Annotated in this window: 13 protein-coding genes; 8 read left to right on the top strand and 5 right to left on the bottom strand. The window is 66.8% G+C overall.

Annotated elements, in window-relative coordinates; genetic code table 11:
- Positions 1-78 precede the first annotated feature (78 nt).
- Complete coding sequence (locus tag HMPREF2581_RS03395; protein WP_003141999.1) at positions 79-1,668, top strand: phospholipase D family protein; 1,590 nt, start codon at positions 79-81, stop codon at positions 1,666-1,668.
- Positions 1,669-1,671: 3 nt separating this feature from the next.
- On the opposite strand, the gene HMPREF2581_RS03390 is transcribed toward HMPREF2581_RS03395, so the two are convergent.
- Together HMPREF2581_RS03390 and HMPREF2581_RS03385 are read right to left on the bottom strand one after the other, a co-directional pair.
- On the bottom strand, positions 1,672-2,835 hold the full coding sequence (locus HMPREF2581_RS03390; protein WP_003096541.1) for an MFS transporter: 1,164 nt from the start codon (positions 2,833-2,835) through the stop codon (positions 1,672-1,674).
- A gap of 146 nt (positions 2,836-2,981) precedes the next feature.
- Positions 2,982-4,475, bottom strand: a complete 1,494-nt coding sequence (locus HMPREF2581_RS03385) for an aldehyde dehydrogenase (RefSeq protein WP_003136252.1) — start codon at positions 4,473-4,475, stop codon at positions 2,982-2,984.
- 229 nt (positions 4,476-4,704) lie between these two features.
- Here HMPREF2581_RS03385 and HMPREF2581_RS03380 point away from each other — a divergent pair, with 229 nt between their 5' ends.
- Positions 4,705-6,039, top strand: a complete 1,335-nt coding sequence (locus HMPREF2581_RS03380; protein ID WP_003096546.1) for an omega-aminotransferase AptA — start codon at positions 4,705-4,707, stop codon at positions 6,037-6,039.
- 65 nt (positions 6,040-6,104) lie between these two features.
- Positions 6,105-6,467 (top strand): cupin domain-containing protein, encoded by a 363-nt coding sequence (locus HMPREF2581_RS03375; protein ID WP_003096551.1) that lies wholly within the window; start codon positions 6,105-6,107, stop codon positions 6,465-6,467.
- Positions 6,468-6,603: 136 nt separating this feature from the next.
- On the opposite strand, the gene rpmG is transcribed toward HMPREF2581_RS03375, so the two are convergent.
- Positions 6,604-6,759 (bottom strand): 50S ribosomal protein L33, encoded by a 156-nt coding sequence (rpmG, locus tag HMPREF2581_RS03370; protein ID WP_003096555.1) that lies wholly within the window; start codon positions 6,757-6,759, stop codon positions 6,604-6,606.
- Positions 6,760-6,770: 11 nt separating this feature from the next.
- Positions 6,771-7,007 (bottom strand): 50S ribosomal protein L28, encoded by a 237-nt coding sequence (gene rpmB, locus HMPREF2581_RS03365; protein WP_003096556.1) that lies wholly within the window; start codon positions 7,005-7,007, stop codon positions 6,771-6,773.
- 355 nt (positions 7,008-7,362) lie between these two features.
- Between rpmB and HMPREF2581_RS03360 the strand changes: the two genes are divergently transcribed.
- On the top strand, positions 7,363-8,943 hold the full coding sequence (locus tag HMPREF2581_RS03360) for an ABC transporter substrate-binding protein (RefSeq protein ID WP_003096557.1): 1,581 nt from the start codon (positions 7,363-7,365) through the stop codon (positions 8,941-8,943).
- Between the two features lie 262 nt (positions 8,944-9,205).
- On the opposite strand, the gene radC is transcribed toward HMPREF2581_RS03360, so the two are convergent.
- Positions 9,206-9,880: a RadC family protein gene (gene radC, locus HMPREF2581_RS03355; RefSeq protein WP_003096559.1), complete on the bottom strand. Its 675-nt coding sequence runs from the start codon at positions 9,878-9,880 to the stop codon at positions 9,206-9,208.
- A 139-nt stretch (positions 9,881-10,019) separates the two neighbouring features.
- Here radC and coaBC point away from each other — a divergent pair, with 139 nt between their 5' ends.
- Genes coaBC through argB form a run of 4 tightly spaced genes read left to right on the top strand, consistent with a single transcriptional unit; the run spans position 10,020 to position 15,253 of the window.
- Positions 10,020-11,228, top strand: coding sequence for a bifunctional phosphopantothenoylcysteine decarboxylase/phosphopantothenate--cysteine ligase CoaBC (coaBC, locus tag HMPREF2581_RS03350; protein WP_003098292.1), 1,209 nt, complete (start codon positions 10,020-10,022; stop codon positions 11,226-11,228).
- 7 nt (positions 11,229-11,235) lie between these two features.
- Positions 11,236-11,691: a dUTP diphosphatase gene (dut, locus tag HMPREF2581_RS03345; protein ID WP_003096567.1), complete on the top strand. Its 456-nt coding sequence runs from the start codon at positions 11,236-11,238 to the stop codon at positions 11,689-11,691.
- 36 nt (positions 11,692-11,727) lie between these two features.
- On the top strand, positions 11,728-14,331 hold the full coding sequence (locus tag HMPREF2581_RS03340) for a phosphomannomutase/phosphoglucomutase (RefSeq protein WP_016254361.1): 2,604 nt from the start codon (positions 11,728-11,730) through the stop codon (positions 14,329-14,331).
- Positions 14,332-14,347: 16 nt separating this feature from the next.
- Positions 14,348-15,253 (top strand): acetylglutamate kinase, encoded by a 906-nt coding sequence (argB, locus tag HMPREF2581_RS03335; RefSeq protein WP_003096572.1) that lies wholly within the window; start codon positions 14,348-14,350, stop codon positions 15,251-15,253.
- Positions 15,254-15,289 lie beyond the last annotated feature (36 nt).

The following is a 15,289-nucleotide window of genomic DNA, read 5'->3' as shown; positions in this document are numbered from 1 at the left end:
CGAGGCTCGGCGGATTCTGAAAAAATCAGGCGGGGCATCGCTCTTCCGAGGAAAACTCCTAGAATTCGCACGACCGGGATGAGCCGGTCGTTCGAGTTTCCACGGGAGATGTCCTTGCTTCGCCGATTCCTCCTGCTGGCCCTCCTGGCCCTCTCCGGCTGCGCCAGCACTCCTCCGCCGCAACCGTCGTCGGCACTGCCCGCCGAGGGTACCTGGCTGGCCAGGCAGGCCGAAATCCAGGGACGCGACCACCCCGGCCAGTCCGGCTTCCACCTCCTGGGCGCCAGCGAGGATGCCTTCGTCGCCCGCGCGGCGCTGATTCGCGCAGCCCAGCGCAGCCTCGACATCCAGTACTACATCGTCCACGACGGACTGACCACGCGCGCCCTCGCCTACGAGTTGCTCAAGGCAGCCGACCGTGGCGTGCGGGTACGCATCCTCATCGACGACACCGCCAGCGATGGCTGGGACTACGAGATCGGTGTGCTCTCCGCCCATCCGAACATCCAGGTGCGCCTGTTCAACCCGTTGCACCTGGGCCGCGCCACCGGCATCACGCGAGGCGTCGGCCGCCTGTTCAACCTGTCCCAGCAACACCGGCGCATGCACAACAAGCTGTGGCTGGCCGACGGCACGGCGGCCATCGTCGGCGGACGCAACCTCGGCGACGAGTATTTCAACGCCAAGCCGGAGATGAACTTCACCGACCTCGACCTGCTCGGCGTCGGCCCCATCGCCAACCAGCTCTCGCACAGCTTCGACCAGTACTGGAACAGCGCCATCAGCCGGCCGATCGAGGATTTCCTCTGGCGCGCGCCCTATCCCGGCGAACTGGAGTCGGCCCGACGCAAGTTGCAGCGCTACCTGCGCAAGGAGTCGGTGAAGGAGTCCGGCTACATCCGCCACCTGTTCGACCACGGCGACCAGCCACGCCTGGGCAACTGGCTGGAGAATCTCACCTGGGCACGCGCCGAGGCGATCTGGGATGCGCCGCTGAAAGTATTGAGCCGCGGCGAGCCCGACTCGCACCTATTGCTCAGTCCGCACCTGGCGGGCCTGTTCAAGGGCGTGCAGAAGGAACTGATCCTGGTCTCGGCGTATTTCGTTCCGGCCAAGGACGGTCTCAACTACCTCACCGGCAAGGCCGACAGCGGCGTCCGCGTGCGCCTGCTGACCAACTCCCTGGAAGCCACCGACGTGCCCGCCGTGCATGCCGGCTACGCACCCTATCGGATGGCGCTGCTGGAACATGGCGTGAAGCTCTACGAGCTGCGCGCCAATCCCGACCAGCCGCTGAGCGGCGCGCCCTGGCGCCTGCACGGATCGAGCAGCGCCAGCCTGCACAGCAAGGCGATGGTCTTCGACAGGCGCAAGGTATTCATCGGTTCGTTCAACTTCGATCCGCGCTCGATCCTGTGGAACACCGAAGTCGGGGTCATCGTCGACAGTCCGCTGCTGGCCGAGCAGGTCCGCCAACTGGCGCTGGAGGGCATGGCCCCGAGCGTCAGCTACCAGGTTCGCATCGACCGCAGCGGCAGCCGGCCGAAGCTGGTCTGGATCGACGAACGCGACGGCCGGGCCCAGGTCCTGCGCCACGAGCCGGGTAGCCTGTGGCGACGCCTGAACGCCTGGGTCGCGGGAATGATCGGACTGGAAAAGATGCTCTGAGGGTCACTCGGAGGCTTCCAGGCCGGTCGCCTCCTCGTCCGCCGGAATCGCCCCGCGCAGCCGCACCAGCACCACGAAGCCCGCCGCGCCGAGCGCCATCATCAACGGCAGGGCGTGACCGCTGATCCACTGGCTGGCGGCGCCGGTGGCCAGCGGGCCGAGCAGGCAGCCGATGCCCCATAGCTGCGCGACATGGGCATTGGCCCGGACCAGGGCATCGTCTCGGTAGCGCTCGCCGATCAGGATCAGCGCCAGGGTGAACAACCCGCCGGCGCTGGCCCCGAACAGCACCAGCAGCGGCCAGATCAACGGCGTCTGCAGCAGCAGGGGAATCGCCAGGCTGCTCAGCAGCAGCACCAGGCCGCAGCCGCCGAACAGGCCGCTGCGCGAGACCCGGTCGGCGAGCCAGCCGATCGGCAGCTGCAACAATGCATCGCCCACCACCACGGTACTGACCATGGCCAGCGCCACCGCTTGCGGAAAGCCCTGGCGCAACCCGTATACCGGCAGCAGGGTGAGGATCATCGCCTCGAAGGCAGCGAACAACACCACCGCCCAGGCGATCGCCGGCAGGCCCCGGCAGAAGGCCCACAAACCGCGCCCGGAGGCGCTGTGCGGATCGACCCTGGGCGCACCGCCGCGGCCCAGCAGCAGCAACGAGCCAGCAATCAGCAGGCAGACGCCGAACCAGAAGCCACGGTCGTCGGCGGTACCGATGAAGGTCAGCAGTACCGGCCCGGACAGTTGGCTGAGGGCGTAGCCGGTGCCGTACAGCGCGACCAGCCGGCCACGCCACTTCTCCACCGCCAACTGGTTGATCCAGCTTTCCCCGAGGATGAACACCACGGTGAGCTGCACGCCGATCAGAAGGCGCAGCAACAGCCATACCGGGTAGCTCTGCAGCAGTGCCAGCAGGCCGATGGAGGCTGCCCCGGTGAGCAGGCACAACTGCATCAGCCGCGGCGTACCGACGCGCGCGGCGAGGCGCCCGGCGATCATCGCGCCGAGCAGCACGCCCACTGCCGGCGTGCTGGCCATCACGCCGATGGCGAAACTGCCGTAGCCCCAGCTCTCCAGGCGCAACGAGACCAGCGGCATGGTCAGGCCAAGGGCGAGGCCGATGCTGATGACTGCGGAACAGACGGCGAAATAGCTTCCCCAACGCATTGCGATTCTCCCGTTGGCACCCCGGAAGCCTTGCCGGGGCGAGCGGATATATCCGGCGCACGAAGCACAGCGGCCGGGCTTCCAGAAGGAAACCCGGCCGCGGGTGTGGCTCGAGAGAGCCGGCCCGGAAGGGCCGACCTAGGCGATCAGAGCTTGATCCAGGTCGCCTTCAGCTCGGTGTACTTGTCGAAGGCGTGCAGCGACTTGTCGCGACCGTTGCCCGACTGCTTGAAGCCGCCGAACGGAGCGGTCATGTCGCCGCCGTCGTACTGGTTGACCCAGACGCTGCCGGCGCGCAGGGCCTTGGCAGTCAGGTGCGCCTTGGACAGGTTGCTGGTCCAGACCGCCGCCGCCAGCCCATAGGGCGTGTCGTTGGCGATGCGCACGGCCTCCTCGGCATCCTCGAACTCGATCACCGAGAGCACCGGGCCGAAGATCTCCTCACGGGCGATCTTCATCGCATTGGTCACGCCGTCGAAGATGGTCGGCTCGACGTAGGTGCCGCCGGTTTCTTCCAGGGTCCGCTTGCCGCCGGCAACCAGCTTGGCACCGTCGTTGTGACCGGCCTCGATGTAGGACAGCACGGTGTTCATCTGCTGGGTGTCCACCAGCGCGCCGACGTTGGTTTCCGGATCCAGCGGGTTGCCCGGCTTCCAGCCCTTGAGGGCCTCGATCACCAGGGGCAGGAACTTGTCCTTGATGGAGCGCTCCACCAGCAGGCGCGAACCGGCGGTGCAGACTTCGCCCTGGTTGAAGGCGATGGCGCCGGCAGCGGCTTCGGCGGCGGCCTTCAGGTCCGGGGCGTCGGCGAAGACGATGTTCGGGCTCTTGCCGCCGGCCTCCAGCCAGACGCGTTTCATGTTCGACTCGCCGGCATAGACCATCAGTTGCTTGGCGATCTTGGTCGAACCGGTGAACACCAGGGTGTCGACATCCATGTGCAGTGCCAGCGCCTTGCCTACCGTGTGGCCGTAGCCCGGCAGCACGTTGAACACGCCTTTCGGAATGCCGGCCTCGACGGCCAGCTGGGCGATGCGGATGGCGGTCAGCGGCGACTTCTCGGAGGGCTTGAGGATCACCGAGTTGCCGGTGGCCAGGGCAGGACCGAGTTTCCAGCAGGACATCAGCAGCGGGAAGTTCCACGGCACGATGGCGGCGACCACGCCGACCGGCTCGCGGGTCACCAGGCCCAGCTCGGCATGGGGAGTGGCGGCGACTTCGTCATAGATCTTGTCGATCGCCTCGGCGCTCCAGCGCAGGCTGTTGGCGGCGCTGGCGACATCGATGTGCAGCGAGTCGCTGATCGGCTTGCCCATGTCCAGGGTTTCCAGCAGGGCCAGCTCCTCGGCGTTCTCCAGCAGCAGATCGGCGAAGCGGATCATCGCCTGCTTGCGCTTGGCCGGCGCCAGGCGCGACCAGGCGCCGGAATCGAAGGCATTGCGAGCGACCTTGACCGCCTGCTCGGCATCGGCCAGGTCGCAACTGGCGACCTTGGCCAGGAAGCGGCCATCCACCGGGCTCAGGCAATCGAAGGTCTCGCCGGAGGCGGCGTTGCTGTATTCGCCGTTGACGAAGGCGCGGCCTTCGATCTTCAGGTCTTTGGCGCGGGCTTCCCAGTCGGCGCGGGTCAGGGTGGTCATGACAACGTGTCCTCTTATTGGTGTTCTGGGCGCCTGGGAGACAGGCGCGCTGTCAGATTCTGCAAGGCGGGCGCGCGGCCCGTGGTGTCCGCCACCCTAAACCAGAGCAGCGCCTGTTTTCAATATATTTGACAGGAACCCCTCTAACTCCCTTGTCACGTTCATTATTTTAAACATAGACTCGCCCGGACTAGCGTCTTCATCCCTCGCGTGCAACCTGGGTGGCCCTATGACAATGAATAACGAGCCGCAGTCGAGCAGCCTCGACAACTTCTGGATGCCCTTCACCGCCAACCGCCAGTTCAAGGCGCGGCCGCGCCTGCTGGAAAGCGCCGAAGGCATCCACTATATCGCCCAGGGCGGGCGCCGCATCCTCGACGGCACCGCCGGCCTCTGGTGCTGCAATGCCGGCCACGGCCGGCGCGAGATCAGCGAAGCGGTGGCCCGGCAGATCGCCACCCTCGACTACGCCCCGCCGTTCCAGATGGGTCACCCGCTGCCGTTCGAACTCGCCGCGCGGCTGGCGGAAATCGCCCCGCCGGGCCTGAACAAAGTGTTCTTCACCAACTCCGGCTCGGAATCGGCGGACACCGCGCTGAAGATCGCCCTTGCCTACCAGCGCGCCATCGGCCAGGGCACCCGCACCCGCCTGATCGGCCGCGAACTGGGCTACCACGGGGTCGGCTTCGGCGGCCTGTCGGTAGGCGGCATGGTCAACAACCGCAAGGCCTTCTCCGCCAACCTGCTGCCGGGGGTCGACCACCTGCCGCACACCCTGGACGTCGCCCGCAACGCCTTCACCGTCGGCCTGCCCGAGCATGGTGCGGAAAAGGCCGAGGAGCTGGAACGCCTGGTGACCCTGCACGGCGCCGAGAATATCGCCGCGGTGATCGTCGAGCCGATGTCCGGCTCGGCCGGCGTGGTGCTGCCGCCCAAGGGCTACCTTCAGCGGCTGCGCGAGATCACCCGCAAGCATGGCATCCTGCTGATCTTCGACGAAGTGATCACCGGTTTCGGCCGCGTCGGCGAAGCCTTCGCCGCGCAGCGCTGGGGCGTCGTCCCGGACCTGTTGACCTGCGCCAAGGGGCTGACCAACGGCAGCATCCCGATGGGCGCCGTATTCGTCGACGAGAAGATCCACGCCGCCTTCATGCAAGGCCCGCAGGGCGCCATCGAGTTCTTCCACGGCTATACCTATTCCGGCCACCCGGTAGCCTGCGCCGCCGCCCTGGCGACCCTGGACATCTACCGTCGCGACGACCTGTTCCAGCGGGCCGTCGAACTGGAAGGCTACTGGCAGGACGCGCTGTTCAGCCTGCGCGACCTGCCCAACGTGGTCGACATCCGCGCCGTCGGCCTGGTCGGCGGCGTGCAACTGGCGCCGCACGCGGACGGCCCCGGCAAGCGCGGCTACGACGTCTTCGAGCGCTGCTTCTGGGAGCACGACCTGATGGTCCGGGTGACCGGCGACATCATCGCCATGTCGCCGCCGCTGATCATCGACAAGCCCCACATCGACCAGATCGTCGAGCGCCTGGCCCAGGCCATCCGCGCCAGCGTCTGATCCAGGCGGGCGGCTGGCGCCGCCCTGCCTCCAACTGGCCAGAACCACAAGAACCGAGAGTCAGCATGAACATCGAACAGATCGTCGACTTCGCCCAGGCCAACAGCGCTCCGGAACACTACAGCCCGGCGCCGGAGAAAATCCTCAAGGGCGACCCGAAACAGAGCGTGCGCAACCACTACGGCAGCCCCTGCGGGCAGTTCAACGCCGGTATCTGGGAAGGCGCCGTGGGCCAGTGGACGGTGAACTACACCGAACACGAGTACTGCGAGATCATCCAGGGCGTCTCGGTGCTGCGCGACCGGCACGGCAACGCCAAGACCGTGCGCGCCGGCGACCGCTTCGTGATCCCCGCCGGCTTCCAGGGCACCTGGGAAGTGCTCGAAGCCTGTCGCAAGGTCTATGTGATCTTCGAAGCCAAGGCCTGAGCCCCGGCTTCATCCCGAATGCTTGTTACCCTTGCCCGCCACCTGGCGGGCTTTTTTGTGCACCAGCCCGGGAGTTCGTACGCCGGAAATGAAAAAGCCCGCCGGATGGCGGGCTTTTCGCAAGGTGCCGGATCAATTACTTGATCTTGGCTTCCTTGTAGATCACGTGCTGACGAACGACCGGATCGTACTTCTTGATCTCGATCTTCTCAGGCTTGGTACGCTTGTTCTTGTCGGTGGTGTAGAAGTGGCCGGTACCGGCGCTGGACACCAGACGAATCAATTCACGCATGATTCAGCTCCTTAGAATTTTTCGCCGCGGGCACGCAGGTCAGCCAGGACGGCCTCGATGCCACGCTTGTCGATGATACGCATGCCCTTGGCGGAAACGCGCAGACGTACGAAGCGCTTCTCGGACTCGACCCAGAAACGGTGGTGCTGCAGGTTCGGCAGGAAACGGCGGCGGGTTTTGTTGTGTGCGTGGGAAATGTTATTCCCGGTAACCGGACCCTTACCGGTTACTTGACAGACTCTAGACATGCCTCAGCCCTCTATAACCTCATGCCCAACCCGGCATGGGTTGGCTGCTTTAACTCAAGTTCGATACTCAGTTTCACCGGGGTCTTACCCGCTGCATCCCGACGAAGGAGAGCGTGGCCCCAGAAAAGAGCGCAGCTTTATATCAGAAAGGCGCCCCGCGCCGCAAGGGCGAAGGCCCATGGCGCAGCCGCGGCCCGCCTCACTGCGGGCTTCGCACCGCGGCCGTTCGTCGCCTTGCCTCGTTGTCGCTGCCCGCCGCATGGTCTAGGGTAGCGATTCAAGGTCGCCAACGGCCTTGCATGACTGCGCCCAACCGCTGCGGATGGGCATGTTAACCGTTCGAATGGAGCCCGTCATGCGCCTCGCCGCTTTCTCCCTGTTCCTCGCCCCCCTGCTGCTCGCCCAGCCCGCCGCCGCTGCCACCTTGAGTGTGTGTACCGAGGCCAGCCCCGAGGGCTTCGACGTGGTCCAGTACAACTCGCTGACCACCACCAACGCCTCGGCCGATGTGCTGATGAATCGCCTGGTCGAGTTCGACGCCGGCAAGGGGACGGTGGTGCCCTCGCTGGCCGAGCGCTGGTCGGTGTCCGACGACGGCCTGAGCTATCGCTTCGACCTGCGCCAGGGCGTGCACTTCCACAGCACCGCCTACTTCAAGCCGAGCCGTACGCTCGACGCCGACGACGTGGTGTTCAGCTTCCAGCGCATGCTCGATCCGGCCAATCCCTGGCACAAGGTGGCGCAGAACGGCTTCCCGCACGCCCAGTCGATGCAACTACCGGAGCTGATCAAGCGGGTGGAGAAAAGCGGCGACCACCAGGTGCTGATCGTTCTCGACCACCCCGACGCGACCTTCCTGCCGATGCTGAGCATGGGCTTCGCCTCCATCTATTCGGCGGAGTACGCCGACCAGTTGATGAAGGCCGGAACCCCGGAAAAGCTCAACACCGCGCCGATCGGCAGCGGGCCGTTCGTGTTCAAGCGCTTCCAGAAGGACGCGGTGGTGCGCTACGCCGCCAACCCCGAGTACTTCGCCGGCAAGCCGGCGGTCGACGCGCTGATCTTCGCCATTACCCCGGACGCCAACGTGCGCCTGCAGAAGTTGCGCCGCGGCGAATGCCAGATCGCCCTGTCGCCGAAGCCGCTGGACGTGGAGAGCGCGCGCAAGGACGCCAGCCTGAAGGTCGAGCAGACGCCGGCCTTCATGACCGCCTTCGTCGCCCTCAATACCCAGCATCCGCCGCTGGACGATCCCAAGGTGCGCCAGGCGATCAACCTGGCCTTCGACCGCACCAGCTACCTGCAGGCGGTATTCGAAGGCAGCGCCAGTGCCGCCACCGGCATCTATCCGCCAAACACCTGGAGCTATGCCAGGGATATTCCCGCCTACCCGCACGACCCCGAACAGGCGCGCAAGCTGCTGGCTGGCAAGCAGCTTCCCGAGCTGAACATCTGGACCCGCCCGTCCGGCAGCCTGCTCAACCCCAACCCGAGCCTCGGCGCCCAACTGCTCCAGGCCGACCTGGCGGAGGCCGGGATCAAGGCCAACATCCGCGTCATCGAATGGGGCGAGTTGATCCGTCGCGCCAAGAACGGCGAACACGACCTGCTGTTCATGGGTTGGGCCGGCGACAACGGCGATCCGGACAACTTCCTCACTCCGCAATTCAGCTGCGCCAGCGTCAAGTCGGGGCTCAACTTCGCGCGCTATTGCGACCCCGGCCTGGACAAGCTGATTGCCGACGGCAAGGCCGCCAGCAGCCAGGAACAACGCACCGGCCTGTACCACCAGGCGCAGAAACTGATCCACGAACAGGCGCTCTGGCTGCCCCTGGCCCACCCGACCGCCTTCGCCCTGACCCGCCAGGAGGTGCAGGGCTACCAGGTCAATCCGTTCGGTCGCCAGGATTTCTCGCGGGTCGCCGTGAAACGCTGAAGGCCACGCCCGGGAGAACCCAGCGATGGATCTCGACCGTCTCTACCTGCCGCATTGGCAGTTCAGCGAGCGCCATCAGCGGCTGATCGACGCGCCGGCGCTACCCTGCTGCACACGGAAACCCGGGTGTTCTGCCCCGATCGCGCCAGCCGCCTGCGCTTCACCCCCTACTGGTTGGCGATCCGCCCGGTCAGCGGACTGATCCGCCGGCGCCTGCTGGCGGGCATCGAGCGGCGCCTGGGCTGAGCCCTTCGTCGAACGCTCACAGCCAACCGTATTCGGCCAGCGACAGCGGCTCGCCGTCGCCGATGATGAAGTGGTCGAGCACCCGCACGTCGATGAGCGCCAGGGCTTCCTTGAGGCGCGCAGTGAGCTGGCGGTCGGCGAGACTCGGACGGGCGTCGCCGGAAGGGTGGTTATGGGTCAGGATCAGCGCCGCCGCGTTGTGCGCCAGGGTGCGCTTGACCACCTGGCGCGGGTAGACGCTGGCGCCATCGATGCTGCCCTGGAACAGCACCTCGAACGCCAGGACCCGGTGCCTCGTGTCGAGGAACAGGCAGGCGAACACCTCGTGCTGCTCGTGGCGCAGGCGCGCCTTGAGATAGTCGCGCACCGCCTGCGGGCTCTCCAGTATCGAATCGCGACGCAGGCGCTCGGCCAGGTGGCGCCGGCCCATCTCCAGCACGGCCTGCAATTGCGCATACTTGGCCACGCCGAGCCCGAGATGGCCGCAGAACGAGGCGAGGTCCGCCTCGAGCAGGGCACGCAGCCCGCCGAACTCGCTCAACAGCCGCCGCGACAGCTCGACCGCACTGCAACCGGTCACTCCCGTGCGCAGGAAGATCGCCAACAGCTCGGCATCGGAAAGGGCCGCCGCGCCCTGCTCCAGAAGCTTCTCCCGAGGCCGTTCGGCTTCGGGCCAATCGCGGATGCTCATTCGCTTTCCCCATCGAGCCCGCCCGCTGTTCCCGTGCGGACGCTGTGCTATCTTAGCCCATCCTTTTTGCGCGGCAGACGACCTGGGGAGGCGCGTTTGCCGAAGCGCATGTCATCCATTTCCTTATTAAGGCAAGCCTATGCAGCGGCTCTATCGGAAACGCATCGTCCTCGGCGTGGGCGGCGGCATTGCCGCCTACAAGAGCGCCGAACTGGTCCGCCGCCTGCGCGACCAGGGCGCTGAAGTCCGAGTGGTGATGACCCAGGGCGGCCGCGAGTTCATCACGCCCCTGACCCTCCAGGCGTTGTCCGGCCATCCGGTGCACACCGATCTGCTGGACCCGGCGGCGGAAGCCGCGATGGGCCACATCGAACTAGCCCGCTGGGCCGATCTGGTGCTGATCGCACCGGCCACCGCCGACCTCATGGCGCGCCTGGTCCAGGGCGTGGCCAACGACCTGCTGACCACCCTGGTGCTGGCCACCGACGCGCAAATCGCCCTGGCACCGGCGATGAACCAGGCCATGTGGCGCGACACCGCGACCCAGGCCAACGCCGAGCTGCTGCGCCAGCGCGGCTTCCACCTGTTCGGTCCGGCAGCGGGCAGCCAGGCCTGCGGCGACGTCGGCCTCGGGCGCATGCTCGAAGCCGAGGAACTGGCGCAGCGCGCCGCCGACTGCTTCCAGCGCCAGGCGCTGACCGGCGTGCATGTGCTGATCACCGCCGGCCCGACCCAGGAAAACATCGATCCGGTGCGCTACATCACCAACCACAGTTCCGGAAAGATGGGCTTCGCCCTCGCCGAGGCGGCGGTGGAAGCCGGCGCACGGGTGACCCTGGTCACCGGCCCGGTGCACCTGCCGACGCCCGACCGGGTGCAGCGCGTCGACGTGGTCAGCGCCCGCGACATGCTGGCCGCCTGCGAGGCGGCAATGCCCTGCGACCTGCTGATCGCCTCCGCGGCGGTCGCCGACTACCGCCCGGAAGTGGTCGCCGCGCACAAACTGAAGAAAGACCCTACCAGCGGCGAGGGCTTGCTCTTGCAGCTGGTGCGCAATCCCGACATTCTCGCCACCCTCGCACAGCGCGAGGATCGTCCCTTCAGCGTGGGCTTCGCCGCAGAAACCGAAAACCTGCTGGACTATGCTGCACGCAAGCTGAAGGACAAGAACCTCGACCTGATCGTCGCCAACGACGTGGCCAACCCCTCGATCGGCTTCAACAGCGACGAGAACGCGATCACGGTGATCGACCGCGACCTGCATCCGAGCACCTTCGCCCAGACCAGCAAGGGCAAGATCGCTCGCCAGCTGATCGCCTTCATCGCCGACCGCCTCAACCAGCAATGAGTTACTGATGCACTCTCTCCAAGCCAAGATCCTCGACCCCCGCCTGGGCTCCGACTTCCCGCTCCCGCAGTACGCCACGCCGGGCTCGGCCGGCCTCGACCTGCGCGCCATGCTCAAGGAAGACACCGTCCTCGGCCCGGGCCAGACCCTGCTGATTCCCACCGGCCTGTCCATCTACATCGCCGATCCCGGCCTCGCCGCCCTGGTTCTGCCGCGCTCCGGCCTGGGCCACAAGCACGGCATCGTGCTGGGCAACCTGGTCGGCCTGATCGACTCGGACTACCAGGGCGAGCTGATGGTGTCCTGCTGGAACCGCGGCGAGTCGCCGTTCACCATCGCCGTCGGCGAGCGCATCGCGCAGTTGGTACTGGTGCCGGTGGTGCAGGCGCATTTCGAGCTGGTCGAGCAGTTCGACGAAAGCCAGCGCGGCGCCGGCGGCTTCGGCCATTCCGGCAGCCACTGACCCCGAACACAGGACGAGACGCCGAGGAGACGCGGCATGAAGCTTTTCCAGCGCACCGCCAAGGATGGGAACGAGTTGGGCGACCTGCTCGAACCGGAAAAGAAGCCGCGCAAGGCAGCGTCCGAACGCGCTGACGGCAAGGACCTGCTGCCCGGCATAGGCGCCAGCCTGCTGGGCGTGGCGGCCGCCGGCGCCCTGCTCTGGTTCGGCGTCTTCGGCGGCGCCGGTGAGGCACAGCAGCGCCAGTTGGACGCGGCCTGGGCCGAAGGCCAGGCCGGCGCCTTGCGCCAAGCCTTGCAGCAACTCGCCGCCGACACCCGCGCCGCCGCGGCCAGCCCCCTCGCCCTCGAAGCCCTGCAAAGCGGCGACGCCGCCCGCATCGAGGCCGCCCAGCGCAGCCTGCTGGCCTGGGACGGCGTGGTCGATGCCCACCTGAACGCGCCCGGTCAGGCCACCCAGGACAACGACAGCCCCGGCCCGGTCAGCTTCGCCGCCCTGGATATCCTGCACCGGGTGGAAAGTGGCCAGAACGTCGCCGCCGAAGCCTACAAGGTCGGCCAGCGCTGGCTGCTGTACAGCGCCGCGCCGGTGCGCGGCGCCGACCAGAGCCTGCAAGGCACGCTGCTGCTGGCGGTCGACCTGCAACGGCTGCTGCGCGCCCTGCCGCCCTTGCCGGGCGATGCCGGCCAGGTGCAACTGGTCCAGCAGTTCTCCGGCGCACCGGCCCAGGTGCTGCTGCAACGCGGTATGCCGGCGCCGGGCAAGGGTGCGCAAGCGCTGGACAGCGGCAATCCGAACTGGAAACTGAACTACACGCCCGGCAGCGTCGCCTCGACCCAGGCCTCGCCGCTGCTGCTGGCACTCGCGGCGCTGCTGGCCCTGCTCGGCGGCATCCTCGGCGCCTACCTCACCCGTTCGTCGCTGTTGCGCCGCCTGCACCAGGATGTCCTGACCCTCGGTCAGTATCTTCAGGAACTCGGCGGGCAACGCACTGCCAAACCCCCTGTGCCTAGCCTGCCGGGCTTCGCCCCGCTGATCCAGGCATTGGCCCGCCAGCCGCGGCGCAAGCCGGAGCCGACCAGCGCGCCCAGCCCTGCCAAGGCAGCGCCGGTGGCGGTGGCGGTGGCGAAAGCGCCTCCTCGCGAGGAGCCGGCATTGGCAGATCCGTTGTTCCAGAACACCGACATTCTGGATATCGACATTCTCGATGAAGACCAGGACCTCCTGGGATTGGAGCAAACCCCCATCATGAGCACTGCAAAAGCACCGACGCTGCCCGCCAGCATCTTCCGCGCCTACGACATCCGCGGCGTGGTAGGCGATACCCTCACCGCCGAGACCGCCTACTGGATCGGTCGCGCCATCGGCTCGGAAAGCCTCGCCCGCGGCGAACCGTGCGTCGCTGTCGGCCGCGATGGCCGCCTGTCCGGTCCCGAACTGGTCAAGCAGCTGATCCAGGGCCTGGTGGACTGCGGTTGCCAGGTCAGCGACGTGGGCATGGTGCCTACCCCGGTGCTGTACTACGCGGCCAACGTGCTTGAGGGCAAGTCCGGGGTGATGCTGACCGGCAGCCACAACCCGCCGGACTACAACGGCTTCAAGATCGTGGTCGCCGGCGAGACCCTGGCCAACGAGCAGATCCAGGCCCTGCGCGAGCGCATCGAGAAAAACGACCTGGCATCCGGCGTCGGCAGCGTAGAGCAGGTCGACATCCTGCCGCGCTACTTCAAGCAGATCCGCGACGACATCGCCATGGCCAAGCCGATGAAGGTGGTGGTCGACTGCGGCAACGGCGTGGCCGGGGTGATCGCCCCGCAGCTGATCGAGGCCCTGGGCTGCAGCGTGATCCCGCTGTACTGCGAGGTCGACGGCAACTTCCCGAACCACCATCCGGACCCGGGCAAGCCGGAGAACCTGAAGGACCTGATCGCCAAGGTCAAGGCCGAGAACGCCGACCTGGGCCTGGCCTTCGACGGCGACGGCGACCGCGTCGGCGTGGTCACCAATACCGGTACCATCATCTATCCGGACCGCCTGCTGATGCTGTTCGCCAAGGACGTGGTCTCGCGCAACCCGGGGGCCGACATCATCTTCGACGTCAAGTGCACCCGCCGTCTGATCGCCCTGATCAGCGGCTACGGCGGCCGTCCGGTGATGTGGAAGACCGGCCACTCGCTGATCAAGAAGAAGATGAAGGAAACCGGCGCCCTGCTGGCCGGCGAGATGAGCGGCCACGTGTTCTTCAAGGAGCGCTGGTTCGGCTTCGACGATGGCATCTACAGCGCCGCCCGCCTGCTGGAAATCCTCAGCCAGGACCAGCGCGACAGCGAGCACGTGTTCTCGGCCTTCCCGAGCGACATTTCCACCCCGGAAATCAACATCACCGTCACCGAGGACAGCAAGTTCGCCATCATCGAGGCGCTGCAACGCGACGCCCAATGGGGCGAAGGCAACATCACCACCCTCGACGGCGTGCGGGTCGACTACCCCAAAGGCTGGGGCCTGGTACGCGCCTCCAACACCACTCCCGTGCTGGTCCTGCGCTTCGAAGCGGACACCGAGGAAGAGCTGGAGCGCATCAAGACCGTCTTCCGTAACCAACTGAAGGCAGTGGATTCCTCGCTGCCCGTGCCCTTCTGACATGTCGGAGCTCCCCATGACCCTGAGTCGCGATGACGCCGCCCAGGTTGCCAAGGTCCTTTCCGAGGCCCTGCCCTACATCCGCCGCTTCGTCGGCAAGACGCTGGTGATCAAGTACGGCGGCAACGCCATGGAGAGCGAGGAGCTGAAGGCCGGCTTCGCCCGCGACGTGGTGCTGATGAAAGCGGTCGGCATCAACCCGGTGGTGGTGCATGGCGGCGGCCCGCAGATCGGCGACCTGCTCAAGCGCCTGTCGATCGAGAGCCACTTCATCGACGGCATGCGCGTCACCGATGCGGCGACCATGGACGTGGTGGAGATGGTCCTCGGCGGCCAGGTGAACAAGGACATCGTCAACCTGATCAACCGCCACGGCGGCAGCGCCATCGGCCTGACCGGCAAGGACGCCGAGCTGATCCGTGCGAAGAAGCTCACCGTGACCCGCCAGACCCCGGAGATGACCAAGCCGGAGATCATCGACATCGGCCATGTGGGCGAAGTCACCGGGGTCAACGTCGGGCTGCTGAACATGCTGGTCAAGGGCGACTTCATTCCGGTGATCGCGCCGATCGGCGTGGGCAGCAACGGCGAGTCCTACAACATCAACGCCGACCTGGTGGCCGGCAAGGTGGCGGAAGCGCTGAAGGCCGAGAAATTGATGCTGCTGACCAACATCGCCGGCCTGATGGACAAGCAGGGCCAGGTGCTGACCGGGCTGTCCACCGAACAGGTCAACGAGCTGATCGCCGACGGCACCATCTACGGCGGCATGCTGCCGAAGATCCGCTGCGCCCTGGAAGCGGTGCAGGGCGGCGTGACCAGCGCGCACATCATCGATGGCCGGGTGCCGAATGCCGTGCTGCTGGAAATCTTCACCGACAGCGGCGTCGGCACCCTGATCAGCAACCGCAAGCGTCACTGATCGCCCGCCACGGCGCGCTCCGGCGCGCCATGGCGG

This window comes from Pseudomonas sp. HMSC057H01, from assembly GCF_001836405.1.
Taxonomy (GTDB): Bacteria; Pseudomonadota; Gammaproteobacteria; order Pseudomonadales; family Pseudomonadaceae; genus Pseudomonas; species Pseudomonas aeruginosa.
Note: the sequence above shows the minus strand (reverse complement) of the source record. Positions and strands in the feature narration are given on the sequence as shown.